General features: G+C 38.8%; 23 protein-coding genes. 8 read left to right on the top strand and 15 right to left on the bottom strand.

Going from position 1 to position 20,435, the window contains the following annotated elements:
- Nucleotides 1-36 precede the first annotated feature (36 nt).
- Entirely contained in the window at nt 37-501 is a 465-nt protein-coding gene (locus tag ATS75_RS16695; RefSeq protein WP_058561551.1) for a flavodoxin family protein, read from the bottom strand.
- Between the two features lie 96 nt (nt 502-597).
- Between ATS75_RS16695 and soxR the strand changes: the two genes are divergently transcribed.
- The 3 genes from soxR (at nt 598) to ATS75_RS16680 (ending at nt 2,932) form a co-directional block, all read left to right on the top strand.
- Nucleotides 598-1,062 carry a redox-sensitive transcriptional activator SoxR gene (gene soxR / locus ATS75_RS16690; protein WP_058561550.1) on the top strand — a complete coding sequence of 155 codons (465 nt, stop codon included), beginning with the start codon at nt 598-600 and terminating at the stop codon, nt 1,060-1,062.
- 177 nt (nt 1,063-1,239) lie between these two features.
- A complete protein-coding gene (locus ATS75_RS16685) occupies nt 1,240-1,857 on the top strand; it encodes a hypothetical protein (protein ID WP_058561549.1) in 618 nt (205 codons plus the stop codon).
- Complete coding sequence (locus tag ATS75_RS16680) at nt 1,847-2,932, top strand: rhomboid family intramembrane serine protease (protein WP_058561548.1); 1,086 nt, start codon at nt 1,847-1,849, stop codon at nt 2,930-2,932. The genes ATS75_RS16685 and ATS75_RS16680 overlap by 11 nt, the downstream gene beginning before the upstream one ends.
- 35 nt (nt 2,933-2,967) lie before the next feature.
- Here the strand turns inward: ATS75_RS16680 and ATS75_RS16675 are convergent, their stop codons facing one another.
- A complete protein-coding gene (locus tag ATS75_RS16675; RefSeq protein WP_058561547.1) occupies nt 2,968-4,158 on the bottom strand; it encodes an iron-containing alcohol dehydrogenase in 1,191 nt (396 codons plus the stop codon).
- Between the two features lie 93 nt (nt 4,159-4,251).
- Nucleotides 4,252-4,611, bottom strand: coding sequence for a DUF1294 domain-containing protein (locus ATS75_RS16670; RefSeq protein ID WP_235591199.1), 360 nt, complete (start codon nt 4,609-4,611; stop codon nt 4,252-4,254).
- A gap of 44 nt (nt 4,612-4,655) precedes the next feature.
- Here ATS75_RS16670 and ATS75_RS16665 point away from each other — a divergent pair, with 44 nt between their 5' ends.
- Nucleotides 4,656-5,186: a hypothetical protein gene (locus ATS75_RS16665; protein WP_058561546.1), complete on the top strand. Its 531-nt coding sequence runs from the start codon at nt 4,656-4,658 to the stop codon at nt 5,184-5,186.
- Nucleotides 5,187-5,230: 44 nt separating this feature from the next.
- Here ATS75_RS16665 and ATS75_RS16660 read toward each other — a convergent pair whose 3' ends face one another.
- Complete coding sequence (locus ATS75_RS16660) at nt 5,231-5,773, bottom strand: carboxymuconolactone decarboxylase family protein (RefSeq protein WP_058561545.1); 543 nt, start codon at nt 5,771-5,773, stop codon at nt 5,231-5,233.
- 109 nt (nt 5,774-5,882) lie between these two features.
- Here ATS75_RS16660 and ATS75_RS16655 point away from each other — a divergent pair, with 109 nt between their 5' ends.
- A complete protein-coding gene (locus tag ATS75_RS16655) occupies nt 5,883-6,470 on the top strand; it encodes a TetR/AcrR family transcriptional regulator (RefSeq protein ID WP_058561544.1) in 588 nt (195 codons plus the stop codon).
- Nucleotides 6,471-6,707: 237 nt separating this feature from the next.
- Here the strand turns inward: ATS75_RS16655 and ATS75_RS16650 are convergent, their stop codons facing one another.
- The 9 genes from ATS75_RS16650 to ATS75_RS16605 all read right to left on the bottom strand — a co-directional run bounded on the left by ATS75_RS16650 (nt 6,708) and on the right by ATS75_RS16605 (nt 16,313).
- Complete coding sequence (locus ATS75_RS16650; RefSeq protein ID WP_058561543.1) at nt 6,708-7,151, bottom strand: hypothetical protein; 444 nt, start codon at nt 7,149-7,151, stop codon at nt 6,708-6,710.
- 1,220 nt (nt 7,152-8,371) lie between these two features.
- Nucleotides 8,372-8,743, bottom strand: a complete 372-nt coding sequence (locus ATS75_RS16640; RefSeq protein WP_058561541.1) for a hypothetical protein — start codon at nt 8,741-8,743, stop codon at nt 8,372-8,374.
- A 222-nt stretch (nt 8,744-8,965) separates the two neighbouring features.
- On the bottom strand, nt 8,966-9,775 hold the full coding sequence (locus ATS75_RS16635) for an alpha/beta fold hydrolase (RefSeq protein ID WP_058561540.1): 810 nt from the start codon (nt 9,773-9,775) through the stop codon (nt 8,966-8,968).
- A 257-nt stretch (nt 9,776-10,032) separates the two neighbouring features.
- On the bottom strand, nt 10,033-11,016 hold the full coding sequence (locus tag ATS75_RS16630; RefSeq protein ID WP_058561539.1) for a hypothetical protein: 984 nt from the start codon (nt 11,014-11,016) through the stop codon (nt 10,033-10,035).
- Nucleotides 11,017-11,486: 470 nt separating this feature from the next.
- Nucleotides 11,487-11,780 (bottom strand): hypothetical protein, encoded by a 294-nt coding sequence (locus ATS75_RS16625; protein ID WP_058561538.1) that lies wholly within the window; start codon nt 11,778-11,780, stop codon nt 11,487-11,489.
- A gap of 267 nt (nt 11,781-12,047) precedes the next feature.
- Entirely contained in the window at nt 12,048-12,341 is a 294-nt protein-coding gene (locus ATS75_RS16620) for a hypothetical protein (RefSeq protein ID WP_058561537.1), read from the bottom strand.
- A 487-nt stretch (nt 12,342-12,828) separates the two neighbouring features.
- Nucleotides 12,829-13,281: a PH domain-containing protein gene (locus tag ATS75_RS16615; RefSeq protein WP_058561536.1), complete on the bottom strand. Its 453-nt coding sequence runs from the start codon at nt 13,279-13,281 to the stop codon at nt 12,829-12,831.
- Between the two features lie 285 nt (nt 13,282-13,566).
- On the bottom strand, nt 13,567-15,687 hold the full coding sequence (locus tag ATS75_RS16610; protein WP_058561535.1) for a methyl-accepting chemotaxis protein: 2,121 nt from the start codon (nt 15,685-15,687) through the stop codon (nt 13,567-13,569).
- A 197-nt stretch (nt 15,688-15,884) separates the two neighbouring features.
- Nucleotides 15,885-16,313, bottom strand: coding sequence for an organic hydroperoxide resistance protein (locus tag ATS75_RS16605; RefSeq protein WP_058561534.1), 429 nt, complete (start codon nt 16,311-16,313; stop codon nt 15,885-15,887).
- 121 nt (nt 16,314-16,434) lie between these two features.
- On the opposite strand from ATS75_RS16605, the gene ATS75_RS16600 reads away from it, so the two are divergent.
- Nucleotides 16,435-16,872 (top strand): MarR family winged helix-turn-helix transcriptional regulator, encoded by a 438-nt coding sequence (locus ATS75_RS16600; protein ID WP_058561533.1) that lies wholly within the window; start codon nt 16,435-16,437, stop codon nt 16,870-16,872.
- A gap of 88 nt (nt 16,873-16,960) precedes the next feature.
- A complete protein-coding gene (locus tag ATS75_RS16595) occupies nt 16,961-17,971 on the top strand; it encodes a zinc-binding alcohol dehydrogenase family protein (RefSeq protein ID WP_058561532.1) in 1,011 nt (336 codons plus the stop codon).
- Between the two features lie 58 nt (nt 17,972-18,029).
- On the opposite strand, the gene ATS75_RS16590 is transcribed toward ATS75_RS16595, so the two are convergent.
- Nucleotides 18,030-19,049, bottom strand: a complete 1,020-nt coding sequence (locus tag ATS75_RS16590; RefSeq protein ID WP_058561531.1) for an acyltransferase family protein — start codon at nt 19,047-19,049, stop codon at nt 18,030-18,032.
- A 9-nt stretch (nt 19,050-19,058) separates the two neighbouring features.
- Nucleotides 19,059-19,739: an alpha/beta hydrolase gene (locus ATS75_RS16585; protein ID WP_235591198.1), complete on the bottom strand. Its 681-nt coding sequence runs from the start codon at nt 19,737-19,739 to the stop codon at nt 19,059-19,061.
- Between the two features lie 455 nt (nt 19,740-20,194).
- Between ATS75_RS16585 and ATS75_RS16580 the strand changes: the two genes are divergently transcribed.
- Entirely contained in the window at nt 20,195-20,425 is a 231-nt protein-coding gene (locus ATS75_RS16580) for a hypothetical protein (RefSeq protein ID WP_058561530.1), read from the top strand.
- Nucleotides 20,426-20,435: the final 10 nt, after the last annotated feature.

The following is a 20,435-nucleotide window of genomic DNA, read 5'->3' as shown; positions in this document are numbered from 1 at the left end:
TTTTGGTTTAGCCTACCCTAACGTTATTTAAAGTAATTAACTAGCCTGAACATGGGAATGCGCCTTAAACGTCATCCCTAAATAATTAAATGTATGTTTAAACATATCCAAAAATGCATCAGGAGCAGAAAGTGATGCCGCATTAGAGAGGAGTGAAAACTGTTTTTGTCGTAATGATCTCAGTTTGGGCTTTAACGCTTCGTCGTCCATGTAATCAGTAATTCTATCCATAAACGCTTTCATTTGCGGCGTAGTGTTATACCAATAAATAGGTGACGCTATGACCCAATGATCAAAGGTAAGTAGCTGCTCAAATAACCTATAAAAATCATCTTCTGGGTAGTTTTTGTCATAGCGATAAGGCGAAATAACAAAGTCATCAAGGCAAAAACCTTGGCCACCATGCTTGGCTACGTAATTGTTAACTTGCATGCTGGTATTGCCCACTTTACGTGCGCTTGAATAAATAATTGCTGTATTGTGGTTTGATTTTTCTTGCATTGGGTTCACTCCTTTTTTTATGATGGAGCAAAGCTTAAAACCTCAAGTTAACTTAAGGTCAATAAGCACTTATAAATTTTTTAACAGAAGAAAACAATGACTGCTTTACAAAAAAAATTAATTGAAGCCAATTTAACCGTGGGCTATGTTGCCAAACGCAGTGGTGTCAAAGTATCAACCCTCCACTTTTACGAAACTAAAGGGCTCATTCGCAGCTGGCGTAACAACGGTAATCAACGGCGTTATAAACCTGACGTGCTTCGCCGTATTGCTGTTATTAAAGCCGCCCAAGCGATGGGAATAACGCTGGAGGAAGTCAAGCAAACGCTGTCCACATTACCCGACGAGCGCACTCCCACCAAAAAGGATTGGTCAGCACTGTCAAAACAATGGCAAACGCAACTCGATGAACGCATTGCGTTTATGCAGCGGTTACGCGAACGCGTTGATGGCTGTATCGGCTGTGGCTGTTTATCAATGGACAAATGCCCTATTTATAATAAAGACGATCACCTCGGCGAAAACCAAAGTGGTGCTGTGTTATTAGAAAAAGACACATAAAGCATCATTCCCGCATAGCAACGCTATTTGATATAAAAGCACTTATTTGCGCTAAGCAACTGAATGCAGTTGCGTTTCGATAAAATTAAATGGTATTTAACGCCATAGACTGTTGTTAATTTATACAAATTAACGTAGTCTACCGCGCTCAAAAAGGACGCTATAATAAGGACATTTATGGAACACACTGATGAGGCGGAAAATAAGCCCAAATTGGCGCATGCTTTAAAAACAGTTGATAACAAAGAACTTAAAAGCACAGGCTTTTGGTTGAACCAACTGTTTTTAGTACTTTCTACAATTTTTGGTGTTTATCTTGCTGCGCAAAGTGGGCTAGAACAAGCACTCAAATTTGACACCTTTAGTAAGATGGAAGACAACTTTTATCTACGCAGTTCGTTGTATGATGAAGTAAATGATAACGCCGTCAATGTGGCCGCGTATGCGCAGCGCTTATCTAAAAGCCCGCCACTGTCTGAAATGCAATATCACAGCCCTTCTCTAGAAAAATACATTTGGCAAACAATGCAATATTCGCCTACAACATTGGAAACACCCAGTATTTTTTTAACTCAAATCCGCCGCTTTTACAGCCGCGCTGAATTTATTATTAATGCCGCCTTAAAACGCCAAATGTCAGCCCGCCAAGCCGCTATTGAACTAAATAAGCTAACCGACATAATCCAACAACAGACGTTACCACAACTCAAGATGAGCGCTGCGGCGCTTCAGCAAGAGCTAAAACAAAATGACATTATGATAGGATCATTAAGGGAGATAAATCATGGCCACTAAAATTTGTCCTCATTGCAAAAATGTCGCCCTTGAGGTAACACATTATCAAGGAGAAGAAATTGATATTTGTCGAAAATGCGGTGGCCTTTGGTTTGAAAAGAACGAGGTGAATCGTATGATTGCAGAAGTCAGTGACACACCCACCTGCGAAAAATACGAAGCGCATTTTGGAAAATCTCTAGGCATATCAAAATTAGATTGCCCTGATTGCAATAAAAACCTAGAGCGCTTTCATTTGCTTGAAGACTTTCATACCGAGATTGACGTTTGTCGTCATTGCGATGGCAGTTGGATAGAAAAAACACAACTAGACAGCGTTAAAAACAGCCCTGAACTTAAAGCAAACCTCGATCTGCTGAATAAAAAAATTAGTTGGAAAACATACCTATTCCAATTTTTAACTCAAATGCCCGTTGAATATAACGTAAAACCCAAACACATACCTTGGGTCACACGGGGGCTCGTCGCACTCAATATTATTATTTTTGCATTATATTTCTTTAATACTGACACGTTGATTGCCACCATCAACACCTTTGCTATGAAGCCAAGTGAAGTTGGGCAAGGCCATCAGATATGGACATTGATCACTTGTGTGTTTTTACACGGTTCAATTTTGCACCTACTCGGTAATATGTATTTTTTATATATCGTTGGCGATAATCTTGAAGACGTATTAGGCCATAAACGGTTCTTAATGTGGTATTTGGTATGTGGATTAGGCGCATCATTTACCAGTTTTATTGTTAATTCAGGTTCAGCGACACCAAGCGTCGGAGCGAGTGGTGCGATTGCAGGGTTATTTGGTATGTACTTAATGTGGTTTAGGCACGCAAGCTTAACGTTTATGATCATTATTTATCAAAAAAAGCTCTCGGCAATGTGGTTCTTCGTGATTTGGTTAGGTATCAACCTATTTGGCATATTATCAGCACCGGACGGTATTGATTATGGTGCTCACCTGGGTGGTTTTATTATTGGCTTAATCATCGGTTATTTACTTAAAGCGAAAATCTATCAGTGTAACCCAATCATTGTGCTGTTAAACCAACCACACGCCCAGTTAAAACGCTAACCGTTACAGCCTTCTTTAGAGAAGGCTGTTTTTTTTCATTCAGTGAGTTGTTCAATAATTACCTCACATTGCGCATGATTCATAAAGGTCGGTACGGGGTAGTCTGGATGCGCTTCTTTCATCGCGGCGGCGGCAATTTCAGCAATATCCGTGGTGCGTATTTCTGCAAGCGTGTTGGGAATATTTAGCGCTAACAACAACTGCTCTATTGCATCGAGTAATATTGTAGCCTTAGTTTGCGTACTTTGCCCTGCTTGCGTTAACTGACAATAGTCGGCGATGTCTGCAAGTTGAGGAAAAATTTTCTCACCATAAAATCTAAGTACAGGCATAAGCAATACACTATTGGCTAAGCCGTGTGCCGTGCCATAACGCGCACCAAACTGATGTGCAATTGCATGAACATAACCCACTGACGCGCGAGTAAATGCTTGGCCTGCATAAAAAGAAGCCAGTAACATATTTTCTCGCGCCGCTAAATTATCACCCTGATTATAGGCTGTAGAGAGGTTGTTTAAGATCAACTTAATCGCGGCCAATGCCTGTTGATTACTAAAATCTGTGCCAATCTTACCGATGTAGGATTCAATGGCATGCGTTAACGCATCCACCCCTGTAGCGGCAGTAATAAAATTAGGCACGCTTTGAGTCAAAGGGGCAATTAAAATTGCATCGCTGGGAACTAAACAAAAATCAGTTATTGCATATTTAGTTTGCGCTTTAGGATCATTGATCACTGCTGCAACTGTAGTTTCAGAGCCCGTGCCTGCCGTTGTAGGGATCGCACAAAGTGGCGGCAGTTTCTTCAAAACTTTAAACAAACCTTTCAATTGTTTGATAGACTTTTTAGGTTTAACGGAGCGAACCGCAATCATTTTGGCGCAATCCAATACAGATCCACCACCTATTGCAACAAGACCCGCACATTGCTTTGCGTGATACAAAGATAACCCATTTTCAACATTATCAATGGTTGGGTTTGGCAAAACATCAATGTACAAATGCCATGGTACTTTATGCTTATCAATCAATGCTAACGTATGCTCAAGCACCCCTAAATTGAATAATGTCTCATCACTGACAACCAGTAATGGCGCGTTTTGATCCCATGTTTTTAACCATTGCTCAAAACCACTGTAACCTGTGTACAAACGTGGGTTGGGTATACCAATAAAAGTAATAATACATTTTAAAATAAAATGATAGCAGCGGTAAAAAAATGTCATTTCAATAACTTATCATGTTAATCGTAAGCATAATATTGCATCAATCTAACGATATTGCCAGTAATATACCCAAGCCACCTTAAGATACAGAATTCAGCTAGTTTGGGTATAAAGGTAACCAAGTAGGCCACTATTTATAAAAATAGTGACCCATAAAACAAATATAAACGCCCGTTTTTTTGATTTGTGCCTAAACCACTGTTGAGCAATGAGTGCGCCGGGCCAGCCACACAGTATGGCTAAAATGTGTAAGCTTCGCTCTGGAACACGCATTGTTTGCGTTGACGGGTTAGTAGCTAAACGCTTATCCCATTTATAAACTAATAACGTAATCATGCTCATAAACGCATAACTACCTATAATAAAATGGGGCCAGTAACCAAGTAAGCTGCCAACTAATAGCGTGGCTAAAAAAACCATCGAGAGAGAAATTAATAATTTTTTAATTAACACACAGTGACCTATACTAGAATAATTAATAATAACTAGCGTTAATTATGTCATATTTAAAAACAATTTTGCTCTCCCTAATATTTTTTATAGCGCCTGCTGTAAGTGCAAATGAATATCAAAACTTAGCTAAAGAACTGCAAGTTTTTGCGCCCTACCTAGGTACATGGCAAGCTGACTTTGAAGTAGAAAAAGGTAAGCCCCCCATTCAAGATGTAAGTAAGTGGGAACGAGCCTTAAACGGCATGGCAATTCGTACGTCGCATTCAATTAATGAAGGCATGTACGGCGGCGAGTCAATGATCTTTTGGGACAGTAAAGAGCAGTCTTTAGTATTTTACTATTTCACTACCGCAGGATTTTACACTAAAGGCACAATGAATGTGCTCTCTGACACCAAGTTTGTTGCGTATGAAACAGTCACGGGTTCAAAAGAGGGTATCACCAAAGTTAAATCTACCAGCGAATACAAAGACGACAAGTTCACAGTGCTCACCTCATACTTAAAAAAAGGCGAGTGGACTAAACCTGAGCAACGGGTTTATGGTCGCAGTAATAAAAAAGTGCAGTTTAAGTAAACGATTGCAGCGTACGCAGAGCATAATCTGCGTACGCTGTTAAATCATTTAACAAACGCTTTAAAAGGCGTATCAATCGGCGTTTTTGCAAGGTGGTTAGTATAATTGCTCATCACTTTTTGTGATAAACCCACCACAATCTCTAGCAATTGCTGTTGTGCGTAACCCACAGCAAAAAAGGCGTCTATTTGCTCATCACTAATAACACCGCGATTTTGCGTCATCGCTAATGTTGTTTCACGCAATGTGTCTAACTTTTTATCTGCCAATGGTGTGTTATTAACCAGCGCATCCACAATTGCTGGGTCAACATTCATACTGGCTGCAATTGCACTGTGTGCTGGCACGCAATAGTGACAATGATGTTCAACGTTAATCGTTTGCCACACAACCGTTAATTCCTCAGCGTTGAATGACGTGTTTTGAAACAACGTATGCAGCACTTGATAACCTTCAAGCAAAGTGGGTGCCTCTGCCATCACAGCATGCAAGTTTGGTAGCATGCCAAATGCAGCTTTCGAATTAGCAATAAGTGGTTTTGACGCCTCAGGTGCCGTTTGCTCTGTGTGTAATGTAAATTCTGCCATTTTAATACTCCAAATAATAAAGTGTTTATGAAAGTTCATAGGTATACTATTTGATTTTGAGCGATCGCTCAAGTTAAAATTGAGCAAGTGTTCAAAATAGGTTTTCAATATGGCTAACAAATTAAAGTTCGAACGTAATGAAGTGGTGCGAACTGCGGGTCAATTGTTTTGGCAAAAAGGCTTTAATGCAACCTCTACACGTGACTTACAAAATGCAACGAACATGCGCCCCGGCAGCATCTATGCTGCGTTTGGCTCTAAAGAAGGGTTGTATTGCGAGGCACTCAAAGACTATGCACAATTAATGGAAGGCCAACTGTCGCAATCAATAAATGAACACAATTCCGTGCTAGACGGTTTAGCAAGCTTTGTCACAAGAGTACTTATTGAAGACGCTGATTGCGCCCCGAGTAGGTTATGTATGTTAGTAAAAGCAAATAACGAATTTACGCAAAATGAACCTGCATTAAAGGTACTGAGTGTTGACTTAGCCAATGAATTCGAGGCTTTTTTAACGGCACTCTTTACACAAGCACAACACCAAAATGAGCTTGGTACACACCTGAGCGCACTAGAATATGCCCGTTATTTTCAAATACAATTTACCGGATTACGTAGCTATTTAAATCGCCCAAATACTCAAGCACTGGCAACAACGTTAATTGATCAGATGTTTGCCTCACTCAAACAACTGTGAGAGCAATAGTGGCACAATAAATAATTATTAATTCAAGATAATACGCTTATTCAAACTGAGAAAATCAAGCCCAGCATGTAAATGTTTGCCTTAAGCTACTAGCCTAACAGCCGCATCGACAGACAAAGTAAACGGGGTTGTTTATTGATTTTGAATTGACCGTCACTGTATAAAAACGGTCAAAAAAAACACTAGTACCTACTGACAGAATTAAGGCTCATATGTTTTAAGTGCATTTTAGTAATAACGACACCTTGAGCTTTTCAATTTTTTAACTGCGCGGTTCTTATAAATTATTTTATCAATAGCATCATCCAAAACAGATATGCCAAAACAAGAATGTTGCCCAATCAATTGTGCCTCACCGTTTTGATACAACTCAAGCTCAAAGGGGTAGCTACTCACACACATTTTCTGTAAATTTTCACCTGACTCGTCATCTACAATCAATGACTGCTGATAGGACAACAAAGCAGCCTGCACTAATTTATCAAGTTGCGACTTTGATAAGTATACCTTTACCGTTTTCTGCGTAATTTCATCATCACAATAATGACGAGTTAATGTACTTGAGTATGAGTTATATATATCTGAACCGTTTATTAACTTTATAGAAGTCTCATGTACAGTATTTGAGCATGAAACTAAAAGTAGCGAGATAAAGACTATAACGTAATTCACTATGCACCTAACGAGCCTGTAGATTAACTCGTTTTAAATTTATTTTTATTGATGCATAAACCATAGCCGAGTTCCTATTTTGGTTCAATCGGTTATCGCTAGTTTACATAAAATAAAAAAAGAGTATGTGCGGTTGTTTTAATGGCTGTTTTAGAGGGAATTACAGGTGCGTGAGTCGCTATATTTCGGCTAAAAAGGCTCCCCTTTTTTAATGTAGCCTGTTTTGCAGCTTTTCTATGTTATGAACAAGGCAGTACAGTTGCCGCAGAATGAAGTAAATGCATTTACTTTCGTTTGCCGGCGCAAGGTCAGTTTATTCGTGTCCTTATTGACGGTCATATTCCGCCTTTTATTTAAAGGAAAGAAGGCCTTATATACCCCAATCGTTTGCCATACCTTTAAAAAACTTTTTATACCTGAAGCAAGATCTGACCCCAATCACTTTTTGTTTATGGATTTTGAATTGACCGTCACTTTATAAAAAAGGTCAAAAAAAATACTAGTACCTACTGACAGAGTTAAGTCACATATGTGTTATGTGAATGTTACGGGCACAGCATCTAAAGACGGCAAAAGCTAAGATCTGAAAACGAACTTCAACCGTATTATAAATTGAGTAATCTTTGAAAAAGTGAGTATATTATGAAAGTTTTTACATTAAGATTATACGAATACTATAAGTACATTTTTGACTCAAAGAGAAACCCACTTAGACATATCCCTGACCCTGTTAGTCGGTTTTACATCATGACAATTTTAGCTGGTATGTGGAGTTTCTCTTTTGCCATTTATTTTGGAAGTATAATTTATTTCGGGGTTAGCTTAGCTGCTCATGCGTTACTGCTACTAATGTTTTTTTTCACGATGGCAGTCTTTTACGACGCTGAAAAAAATAAGTCTTCTTGGTTGTTAAATCTTCGTAAAGATAGATACTAATACATGGGAGTTATGTGAACACTTAGTGTTAAAAGCATTAACATAACGAGACTGTAGAATAACTCCAACAGCCAAATTCAATTAAAAAGCGAGTTCCTTTTATTAACTCTAAGCGCTTTTAAAGCATTAAGTAATGCATTTGGAACCCATAAAACGGATTTATTTTCTTTGAAAAGAGTAATTCTATAGTCTCAACGCTTGCCGTAAACGGCACTAAATATTGCGTATAATTAGCGACTTAGGAGAAAAGCCAACTATTTTATGTTCACAGTTTAACAGCTGTCTTAGGAGCTGTTAGTTTCAAGCACTTTAATTAAAAGTGGTTTTGTATACTTTTCTACTGGGCATATATCATCTGAGTCTCCCGAGTGATGATATTCACCTGCATCAAATGCATCATAAATATCAATGGCAGGACTTGGAATATAATTACCGCTGAAATTCATAAAAGTATCTTCTGTCATGAAACCAAAAATATAGTTCATAGCTCCATCAGCTAACTCAAACTCTATTTCATTTTCCATATAAAGCTTCGCAATGTTAAGTGAAAATGAATTTACTAAGCCAATCAAATCTCCTTGTTCGCTGAGACAAGCAAAGTCTTCGAATGAAATACTATATTCATCTGTTTTTTTAATTAGCTCAAGAGTTTCCAATTTTCCAAAGGCTCCTAACGAGACTGTAGAATAACTCCAACAGCCAAATTCAATTAAAAAATGAGTTCCTGTAATCGTTCATTAGCACTTTTAAGGCATTAGGTAATGTATTAGGAATGCCATAAAACGAGCTGATTTTCTTTAAAAAGAGTAACTCTACAACCTCAACATCTCAATATGCGGCAAAAACCGCTCTTGTTTTAGTCTAACTTCATTGGTTTGTTAGTTTTCAGTTACGTTATTCATTAATAAAAACAGTTCCTTAATTACTAGTTCTGGTTCATCGAATTGAATATGATGGCCACTATTTTTCGTAAGCACGGATCTTCCTTGAGGGAACTCGCTCACCCAATCTTGCCATAATTCTCCCCACATTTTTCGTCCATTGTCAGAAAAAAACAAGTTGGGGGGGTTAGTCATAGTGCGAACTGAGGTAATAACTGTAACGGGAATATCTGGAATTTCAGGATAATCAGGGAGTGGTCGCTTGCTCCAGAAATCCAAATAAACATTGGACATGCCATTTTTCATATCATCTAACTTAATTTGCTCTATTTCTAGATTGGCTTTATTTAAGTCAAGCTGCCTCATAATATCCACATCATGCTCTGACGAAGGGTCGACTAATAGCATAGAGTCAAGTTTAGATGGATATTTTGCGGCAAAATCTCGAGCAATACTACCACCATACGAGTGGGCTACGAATGTGATAGGCTGCTTTATATCGAGCGCTAATAGAAGGCTTGATACATGTTCTGCATAGAGTATAGATGTGAAATGACGATCGGACTTCTGAGAGTTACCATTTCCAACTCTTGAATAGCGTATTGTCTTGTACTTCTCTGATATTGCTTGAAAAACTGGATCCCAATCGCGAAGAGAAGCACCACCTCCAGCTTCCAATAGAATAACTTTATCTCCTTTGCCTGCTAACTCATATTCGATTTTATAGCCGTCAATTTCAACGACGTTAAAATCAGAAGCTAAAGGTGAGAAACTTACAAAAAGCATGAATATTAAACAGATACGCAAAACATCCTCCTTAAAACAAACGAGACTGTGAAATAACTCCAACAGCCAAATTCAATTAAAAAACGAGCTCCTGTAATTAACTCTAAGTATTTTTAAAGCATTAGGTAATGCATTTGGAACCCATAAAACAGGCTAATTTTCTTTAAAAAGAGTAATTCTACAGCCTCAACGCCCTGTTAATGGGCAAAATATCGTTGGCTAGAATAAGCGACGAACGAGCAAAAGCCAACTGTATTTTATCCTTTTTAAACAGTTTGTTATAACGATTTTTCTCGATAGTTTTCTATAGTTAAAATAAACTCGTCAGGTGAATCCACACCTAAATATATTAACTTACCGGAATTGAGCTTGATCTCTATATTTGGGTTACCTGCCAAATTGAACCTATTAACATTACCTGACCGAGCTATAAAATTTGAATTAGGTTTTATGTGATTAATTTCACTTAAAGCAATTTTTAATGGGTTCCATATGCCGTACCTTACTATAATGCTGTCTGTAACAATTGAAATAGGCCTAATTGCAATGGCTTTATACTCTGCAATAAAAAAGACTAAACTCAGAAGAGTTAAACCTGTTATTAAATTGGCCGCAAACGGTGACCATAAGAAATGTAACAACAAATGCATAACGGGTAGTTCAAATAAAATAAGAAGAATAAAGCCTAATTGATTGCTTTGAGCGCCATCTTTTTTATGACAGCTAAAATGCTTATCACCAGTAAAACTTTGCTGCCTTATCTTTTTGGAAAATAATGCGTATGTCCAAACTCGCGCCTCAAAAGAGAGTAATGAACTTATAGTACCTTTACCTAGAATTCTTTCAATTGGCTTTGAGATAGCCACATCTGGATCTTCATCTTTGGTAAGAGAAGCTTTAATAGCAAAAAATACGGTTAGAACAGTGATGACTTCTAAAACAACAAACGCAGCGATAGCAAGATAGCGCAAAGATTCAAGATAAGGCCATACAACCTTCGAACTTTCAGGAATGACAAAACTACCAAGTAATATAATTAAACAGCCGTAGGCAACAGCTTTGATAGCGGCTTCTTTCTTATCTTTAACAAACCAAAAGCATAAAATAGGTAAGGCAACTAAACCATCGATTAGTAAAAGCCATTCTGGTTTTTCTACGCCATATCCATTAAGAGCATTGGAGCTTTTGTAGTAAAAAGCCCAAAAAATAGAAATAACTGCAAGAAAGATAAAAGGGATATTCTTTTTAGCTAGAGTTTGCACAGATACTCCTTATCGTTATAACGAGCCTGTAGATTCACTCGTTTTAAATTTATTGTTATTGATGAATTCACCATAGCCGAGTTCCTATTTTGGTTCAATTAGTTATCGCTAGTTTACATAAAATAGAAAAAGAGGATTTGCTGTTGCTTTAATTGGTGTTTTGGAAGGTATGACAGGTGCTTGAGTCGCTATATTTCGGCTTAAAAAGGCCTCCATTTTTCATGCAGCCTGTTTTGCGGCTTTCCTATGTTATGAACAAGGCAGTACAGTTGCCGCAAAATCAAGTAAATGCATTCACTATCGTTTGTCCGCGCAAGATCAGTTTATTCGTGTCCTTATTGACGGTCATATTCCGCCTTTTATATAAAAGAAAGCAGGCTTTATATACTCGAGTCGTTTGCTATTTCTTTAAAAAGAGCTTGATGTCTGAAGTCAAGATCTGAGCTCAACCACTGTTATGTTTTTGATTACTATGACATACCGATTACCCAAGGCATAGCAGCACCAAAACTGACTGATGAAATACCAAGTATAAATTTTATGTGATTCATAGAACTACATTTGGAATACATATATATACCTACAAAAAAGGCTAGTACCGACCACATAACAGAGCCCATAAAATATACGTAAAATGCTCCTTGATTTACTGAGGTTGTATAACCAGAGCCAGCAATAAAATTTAAAAGGAGTGTTATAAGAAAACCAATAACAGGTAAAAAACATAACATGAAGGTTCTTTTATTAATCATCCATTTATTCATATAAACATCCATTCGATAAAAACATAACGAGACTGAAGAATAACTCCAACAGCCAAATTCAATTAAAAAACGAGCTCCTGTCATTAACTCTAAGCGCTTTTAAAGCATTAAGTAATGCATTTGGAACCCATAAAACAGGCTGGCTTTCTTTTAAAAGAGTAATTCTACAGCCTCAACGCTTGCCATAAACGGCACATAATAGCAGGCTAAAATTGGCGACGAAGGAGCACAAGCCTGCTGTTTTGTGTTCTTTGTTTAACGGCTTTGTTAGTTGCCCTTTAGCTCTTTACGAAAACAAACACCACACAAGGTAAGCTCTTTACCGTATTGACTCTTAGACCAAACTTCAAGCTCAGCTCTATTTTCAGAACAAACCTTAAAATATCCATTATTTGTATAGTTAGTTTTCTTTGGAGATGTTACACATTGATAACGAGCCAAGTGTAACTTAGGGTAATCATCAACACTTTGTGGTTCATCTACGTTAAGAATAAAACCTGTACCTTTATATTTAGTAGCCCACTGTGAGTATGCTTGCTCGTCTTTTACGAATACTTTCATTGTTAACCTTTACTCCACGTGCAACTAACGAGCCTTTAGATTAACTCGCTTTAAATTTATTTTTATTGATAAATCAACCATAGCCGAGTTCCTATTTTGGTTCAATCAGTTATCGCTAGTTTACATAAAATTTAAAAAGAGAATGTGCGGTTGTTTTAATGGCTGTTTTAGAGGGAATTACAGGTACTTGAGTCGCTATATTTCGGCTTAAAAAAGCTCCCCTTTTTTAATGCAGCCTGTTTTGCAGCTTTTCTATGTTATGAACAAGGCAATACAGTTGCCGCAGAATGAAGTAAATGCATTCACTTTCGTTTGACCATGCAAGATCAATTTATTCATGCCCTTATTGACGGTCATATTCCGCCTTTTTTTAAAAGAAAAGAAGGCCTTATATACCCCAATCGTTTGCCATACCTTTAAAAATAACTGATGTCTGAACCAATCACTCTAAAATTACCTATTGACGCCATAGTCTCTTGTTATGTTGCTAGTTAACACTAATGTTAATTGTTTTACTAACTTCTTCTGCATTTATGACATACGGCATATCAACAGAACCACCGCGACCATATAACCTGATAGATGCGTAATTAAAGCAATAACCTAATGGTGTTTTAACAATTTCGATGTTGTCCACGCTAGCTATGTTAAGTGTGTCTATTACTCTCGGAGTTATACCGCTCTTTACCGTAACTTGTGATTCAGACTTTTTAACAACTGCAAAAAAGGGCTCAAAAATTATGAGTAAGTCACGTAAAACATAGATAGCGGGTAACAGGAGTAGACTTAATAAAGTATCTTGCCTAAAGTCCGAACCGAAAAGATCTTTACCTAGCCAATTAATAGCAAAGTAAACAATATAAATACCTAAAAGTTTAAAACAAAGTTCAAGGAAAGCTTCAAGACTTCTTATCCATTTTGATGTTGGGATTTCATCCATAACTTTTAATTTACACCTATCCTAGGTCTGTAACATAACGAGCCTGTAGATTAACTCGTTTTAAATTTATTTTTATTGATGCATTAACCATAGCCGAGTTCCTATTTTGATTCAATCGGTTACTTCGATTCTACATAAAATATAAAAGAGGATTTGCTGTTGCTTTAATTGGTGTTTTGGAAGGTATGACACGTGCTTGAGTCGTTATTCATCGCTGCTTTTCAGAACACAATAGCGCTATTATACCTATCCACTCGCTTGGTATAACAGCGCTTAAATAGTTTATCAGGTTTTTAACTTATTCAATTCGTCATCTTGCTGGGCAACTAATTGATTTAACATTTGGCTACCATCGCCTGCTTGCGTTGATAACTCTGCCAATTGAGAGGCCGCATCGGAGATCAAAGTAAGATTACGGTTGATCTCTTCTGTGACAGAACTTTGCTGTTCAGCGGCAGTGGCTATTTGTGTGATTTGACCTGTAATTTCTTCGACTTTAGTCACTACACTGTGTAGTGCATCAAATGCGACGGTGGTTTCATCCACAGCCGTTTGCGCTCTAACAACGCCCTTTTCAATTACTGTTGAAGCATTACCCACTTCAAGTTGCAGGCTGTCTATTAAACCGCTGATATCATCGGTTGAAGCACGGGTTTTTGATGCAAGCGCCCTGACCTCATCGGCCACAACAGCAAACCCTCTTCCTTGCTCCCCAGCACGAGCGGCCTCTATTGCAGCATTAAGAGCGAGCAAATTTGTTTGCTCTGCAATTGTACGTATAACGTCTAATATTTGTGTAATATCATTACTGCGTGCGGCGACTTTCTCTACGGCTTGATTGGCTTGCTTAATCTCATCAGACATGGTTTTCACTTGGGTGACCGCAGACGATAAACTAGACTCACTGCTGTTTACTAATGAGTTGATTTCATCAGCTTGCTGCGCAGATTGCTCTGACGCCCTTGCCACCTCGAGTGCTGTTGCACTCATTTGATTCATCGCGGTGACTACACTTTCAATTTCTTGAAACTGCGCTTGTACGTTTTGCTTAGTATCAACAGCAACATGCGCTGCGGTTTGTGCCTGTAGCTTAGTTTGACCAGACACATCTTTGAGTTGAGCTATCAAGTGACGCAGCTTAGCCAAGAAGGCGTTAAAGCCATCGGCTAACGCAATTAACTCTGCATGCGATTCCACACTGAGTGTTTGCGTTAAATCCCCCTCTGAGCTTGCTAAGTTGTCCACCCGCGTTTGAATCTGTTGCAGGGGAGCAATAACACTTTTAATCACAATGGTCATAATGATAAAAGCAACAGCGGCGATAATAATGCCGGTGATTAATATAATACCGCCGAGTGTATTGGCATTTTCATCCATTGTGTTTGCAAGTGCTTGCGGACCCATTAATGCTAGCTCAGCGGGCACCTCGATTAATAAGTTCCACTGTTTCTCTGCTAATCTTATTGAAATTGGATAATTAACTAAGTAGTCACCATTAACTGTATGAATGCCACTGTCTTTTTTCAGACGATCATAGCTGTTTGCTAAACTCGAAGAGGTCGCCTCTTTTAAAGGGCGGCCTAATTTATCTTTGTAATGACTACTGCCAACAATCAAATCTAATGAACTCAGTAACGTCACTCTTGCTTTGCCGTTATATAACTCTTTTGACAACTGCTCAGTCATGGTTTGAAAAACCGGCAACGTTAAATCAACCCCTGTAATTCCGATGAATCGGCCATTTCGCATTACTGGCACAACAAGTGAGGTCATCATTTCAGAATTGCCTGGCGAAATTTCGTATAAATAAGGCTCCATGATGCACGGGCGTTTCGAATCTTTTGCACACAAGTACCATTCTGCTTCTCGCTGGCCAAACTCGTTTAGCGTGGATATATACTTTTCGTTTATATCTTCAACGACTTGTTGCTCGATTACGCCATCTCGGCTGCGCGTAAAATACACTTCGAGCGTTCCGGCGCCTGCAACAGAGTGCTTAAACCCCGTCAGGTATTGATCATCATTACCATCAAAACCATTGGCTTCAAATTGAGAATAGATAGAGGAGATATTGGTGTTTTTTTCTAAAAGCGATTGATTTAGCTGTACCACAGACTCGCGACTTAATGTGTTTGCTGCTTTCTCATCGCCTAGTATTGCCGCGAATGAAAAAGGCACGCGGTATGATTCATTAATAAACCCAGCAATCCGCTCGCCATACGATGATGCATTGGCGACCAGCTTTTCTTCTACTTCAGCAACAATGAGCTTTTTAGACTCAGCAGATAAATCTTTATTACTAACTGATAACTCCCACCACAAGATGCTCGATAATACAAAAACGGTGGTAAAAATACTCCCTACGGTTAGCCATAGTAATTTTTTAGATAATGCTATTTGCTGCATTCGCCTGTTCCTCTACCCTTAAATAAACCCCTCTTTTGAGTTTAGTCTAATTATAAAAAGTTACAGTATATTATTGAAAAAACATGATTAAAGTGCAAAGTGTATTGCTGTTTTGTAACGATGAGAGTAATGAAATAAATAGTGTAAATCAACGCATACCAACCTAGCATTTTGCTAAGTTGGTATGCGTTGGTCAATTAAATAACGGAAAGTTCAACGGCGATGTTACCGCGAGTAGCATTAGAATAAGGGCACACCTCATGCGCTTTAGCAACAAGTGCATTGGCTGTTTCTTTGTCAATATCTCCAACAAACACAGCAAGTTTTACGGCAATACCAAACCCACCGTCGATTGGACCAATTGATACTTCTGAATCAATACGCGTGTCTGTAGGTAGTTTTATTTTTGCTTGCCCTGCAACAAGCCTTAATGCACCAATAAAGCATGCAGCATAGCCTGCTGCAAATAGTTGTTCTGGGTTCGTGCCTTTACCATCATCACCCCCTAAACCTTTTGGTGTTGATAAGGCAACATCAAGACGACCGTCATCTGATTTTGCCGTACCCTCACGTCCACCGGTTGCAACTGCTTTTGCTGTATACGCTACGCTTTGTAATTCTTTCATGAATGCCTCTTAAATTTAATGTATTTATTTTGCATGCAAAATAATAGACCGAAAAACCCAGTATTGCAAATACTTTGCACACAAATTAAAATGCAGGTATGGCTTTAAGCATTGAGTTAGTATGAAATTTTCACCATTAAAATTAGATAATCAAATCTGTCATCGCTTATACATGGCGTCAAATGGGATTGTTCGCACTTACCGTGAGGCGTTACTCGCGCTTGATCTTACTTACCCGCAATATGTTGTCATGATGGCGCTGTGGGAAAAAGAGGGGATTAGCATTCATGAACTGCTTGAAAAAACGGCGATTGATGGTGGTGCTATGACGCAAATTTTAAAAAAGATGACCGACAAACAGCTGGTTGAAATTATAAAAGATGACCAAGATAAGCGAAAAAGGTTGATAAAGCTGCAACAAGCAGGCCATGAATTACAGCAAAGGGCAGTCGATATTCCTGCGCAAATTCGCTGCAAGTTCCCGTCGATTAGTGAGCAAGAAGCTACGCAACTAATCACCTTACTCGATAAATTAAACAATGATTTAATTAGCCAATAATATTTGAATGTCATTCTGTTAAGCAGGGCTTTTTAAATGTAAAAACTGCGTTATAGTAACGCCATAACCCCACCTTATCGGAGCACACATGAAAGCATTTGGTTATACACACGCCACTAAAACGCTCACCGCTGAGTCTTTTCAAGCGATTGAGCTGCCTATCCCTGAGGCACATGGCCATGATCTATTGGTTGAAGTTTCAGCAATATCTGTGAACCCTGTTGATACAAAAATTCGTGCGAATGTATCTCCTGAACAAGGCTATAAAGTAATTGGTTGGGATGCTGTGGGCACGATTAAAGCCGTTGGCGATAACGTGGCCCTATTTAACGTGGGCGATCGTGTTTACTACGCCGGTGATTTAACACGACCAGGCAGTAATGCCGAGTTACAACTTGTTGATGAGCGCATTGTTGGACGCGCCCCTACCACCTTGAGTAACCCAGAAGCCGCGGCACTCCCTTTGACAAGTATTACTGCGTGGGAACTGCTATTTGACCGCCTTCAAGTTCCAAAAAATCAGTCTGCAAAACCGGCATCCCTTTTAGTCATTGGTGCTGCAGGCGGCGTCGGCTCTATTTTAGTACAGTTGGCAAAACAGCTTACAAACTTAACCGTTGTGGCAACAGCATCACGCGCTGAAAGTGTTGCTTGGCTCAATAATTTAGGCGTAGACGAGGTGCTTAATCACTCGCAAAGTTTAAATGAACAGCGCACTCAGCGAAATATAGATGAGTTTGACTACGTTATTAGCTTAACGCATACAGATCAGCATCTTGATGAAATTATTGACGTCATTAAGCCGCAAGGTAAGCTCGCCTTAATTGATGACCCTGCACGCTTTGATATTTTAAAATTAAAGCGCAAGAGTATTTCACTACATTGGGAATTTATGTACACCCGCTCTATGTATCAAACCGATGACATGATAGCGCAGCATCAGTTACTCACTGAATTAGCAAGCCTCGTTGATCAGGGTGTAATTAGAACAACGCTTGGCCAACATTTAGGGAAAATTAACGCAGACAACCTCTTTAAAGCGCACACTATTTTAGAGTCTCATCAGTCCCGTGGAAAACTTGTACTCGAAGGCTTTTAAATAAACCCTTTTGAGAACAATGAACAATGCCTCAACTGCTGAGGCATTGAGTGTATACTTAACCAATTGCTTTTTTAGTTTTCCCTTTTCTAATTAGATTTGCCACTGGTTTTTCAAAATAGGTGTACGACACAAAGGCGACCATAATACTTGCAACCAAAGAAATGAATAACTTGAGCTCCACCGATACACTCAATTTATTGACCAATAGAATGATTGGCATATGCAATAAATACAATGAGTAAGAAATTTTACCCAGTAAATCACCGAGCCTATTTGCTACGAGCCGATTTGTTTCAGGCACTAAAAATACAACGGCAAAAAACACACTCGCCATCACCAAAAGTACTTCATAACTGAGCCACATTCGATATTTGGCATCACTCGAGACGGGTGTAAAAGCAGGGTACAGTAACGGAATTAAGCAAAGTGTTAATAAAAAACCATGGCTTTTCAAATAACGGGGTATTGTTAATGTTGAATAATGAAGGCCAAAAATCACACCGACAAAAAAGAAAGGCAAGCTTCTAATTGTGTTAAAAACATTGTACGGGATCCCATTAATCTCACCGCTTAACCTTGGGAAATTAGTCAAAAATAACAAAATCATTACCGCTATAATACCCACATAAATATACCCAACACGGTTTTTTGCACACGCCCAAAAAATAATAAAAATAAAATAAAACTGCATCTCCGGTGCAATAGACCACAACACACTCTCACCGTACAAAAATAAAACATGCCCCATCAGCACATTAACGTCAGGAATAGTATACAAAAGGGGGTGATCCAACAAAGTGAATATATACGAGCCAAAGACCACCACTAAATACAACGGTACGACCCTTGCGACGCGAGCCAAAAAGTAGTGTTTTATGGTGTCTTTATTAAATGTTTTTTGTAAGTAAAGGTGCGACATTAAAAAGCCACTTAACATAAAAAAGAGCATCACACCGTATGCACCAGAGCCACCGCCTAATGCCCCATCAAACCACTGAGTAATATCACTAAAGTGGGTAATAAAAACGATCATTGCAGCGAGTCCCCGCAATGAATTTAACTTTCTAATGTGCAAAACAGCTCCTTAATTTGCTTCTTTTAGCCACTTTTTAACAGGATCAATCCACTGCGGTAAAGGGGTATAAAAAGCCCCGTGCTCCTTTGCGGTGCTTATCGCAATTTCATTAAAGCGCCTAATATGCTGACTCCGATCAGCTAAAAACTGGCATGAGCCCACCTCGTCCGATGTTTCGTAAATTGATAAAATATGACCGTGCATGGTTAAGCTGGGCCGATTATGTAAATAGCGACCGCACGCCGCCAAAATGATGAAGTTAACGTTTTCATTCGCTAACAAATGGGATGTCTCGATTGTAATTGCGCCACCACGAGAAAACCCAATTAGTGAGATATTACTCGCAGGAACGCCATGTGCAATGAGCAAACGAACATCGCTTGCTAGCTTTTGGGCAAACGCTTTAGGCTTGGTATTTTTAGCCCTGTGGTAGGCAATCAAATTATAATCCGCGTCAGCCAAAGCTTTTTTTATCCTCGGAAACTCATATGTTCCCCAACGCGCATTCACAGGCGTAGGATTCGTGCCTTCAACAATCAGGCCATGAGAATAAAATACATATTTTTGAGAACTTTTAATCTTGTCGGGAAATTGCTCATACACATCTGCCGCAAAGAGCGATGAGGGAAATAATGCAATAAACAGTTTCACCCAACACATGTTGGTAAACGAGCGGGCACCAAAGGCCATAAAAACACACTCTCCATACTTATATAATTAATTATAAAACAATACCCTAACCGAGCTTGTTTGCCAATTTGACACTTAATTCAACAGTGCATTTTTTAACCCCCCTTTGTTGCGCCAGCAAAGTGCATCCACTTAAAACATTTCACTGTTTTAGTGCTTTTGTAGTTTTAAGGTTTATTATTAAAAAATAAGCAATTGATTTAAAAGCAATAATAATATTTTGGCGGATGGCATGGATCTTTCATTAGTTTGGATAAGCCTTTTAAAAGGTGGCTGGCTAGGCAATGACATAACCTAGCTACATAACATGCGAAATTACACACCTCGTCTACAGGGAGCACGAGCTATGACTAACTTTTACCACACTCTGTATCTATTATGGCGCTTAGACATAAGCGTTTGGCATGTCCATGAGGCAAACGACACGCATACCACGGCCGAAAAGGAGCGTCGATATGTTAAATAACGCCCCTCATCTGGATGAAGTGCTGCAAAAACTGAGTGGTTATCAACTAACGATTACAGAAGCGGCTGAGCAATACGATTTACCTAAGCGGGTCATTTATAAAGCACTGCGACAACATCAAGCTAAAAATACGAAACAAAAAGCGTATTTAATAGCCACTCAAAAGCGTTTACAGCAAACATTGCAAACGGTAGAGCTCGAATTAGCTAATTTAAATTGATCAAAAACGT

The organism is Pseudoalteromonas sp. H105 (genome assembly GCF_001469215.1).
Taxonomy (GTDB): domain Bacteria; phylum Pseudomonadota; class Gammaproteobacteria; order Enterobacterales; family Alteromonadaceae; genus Pseudoalteromonas.
This window is presented reverse-complemented; position numbering and strand designations above follow the sequence as displayed.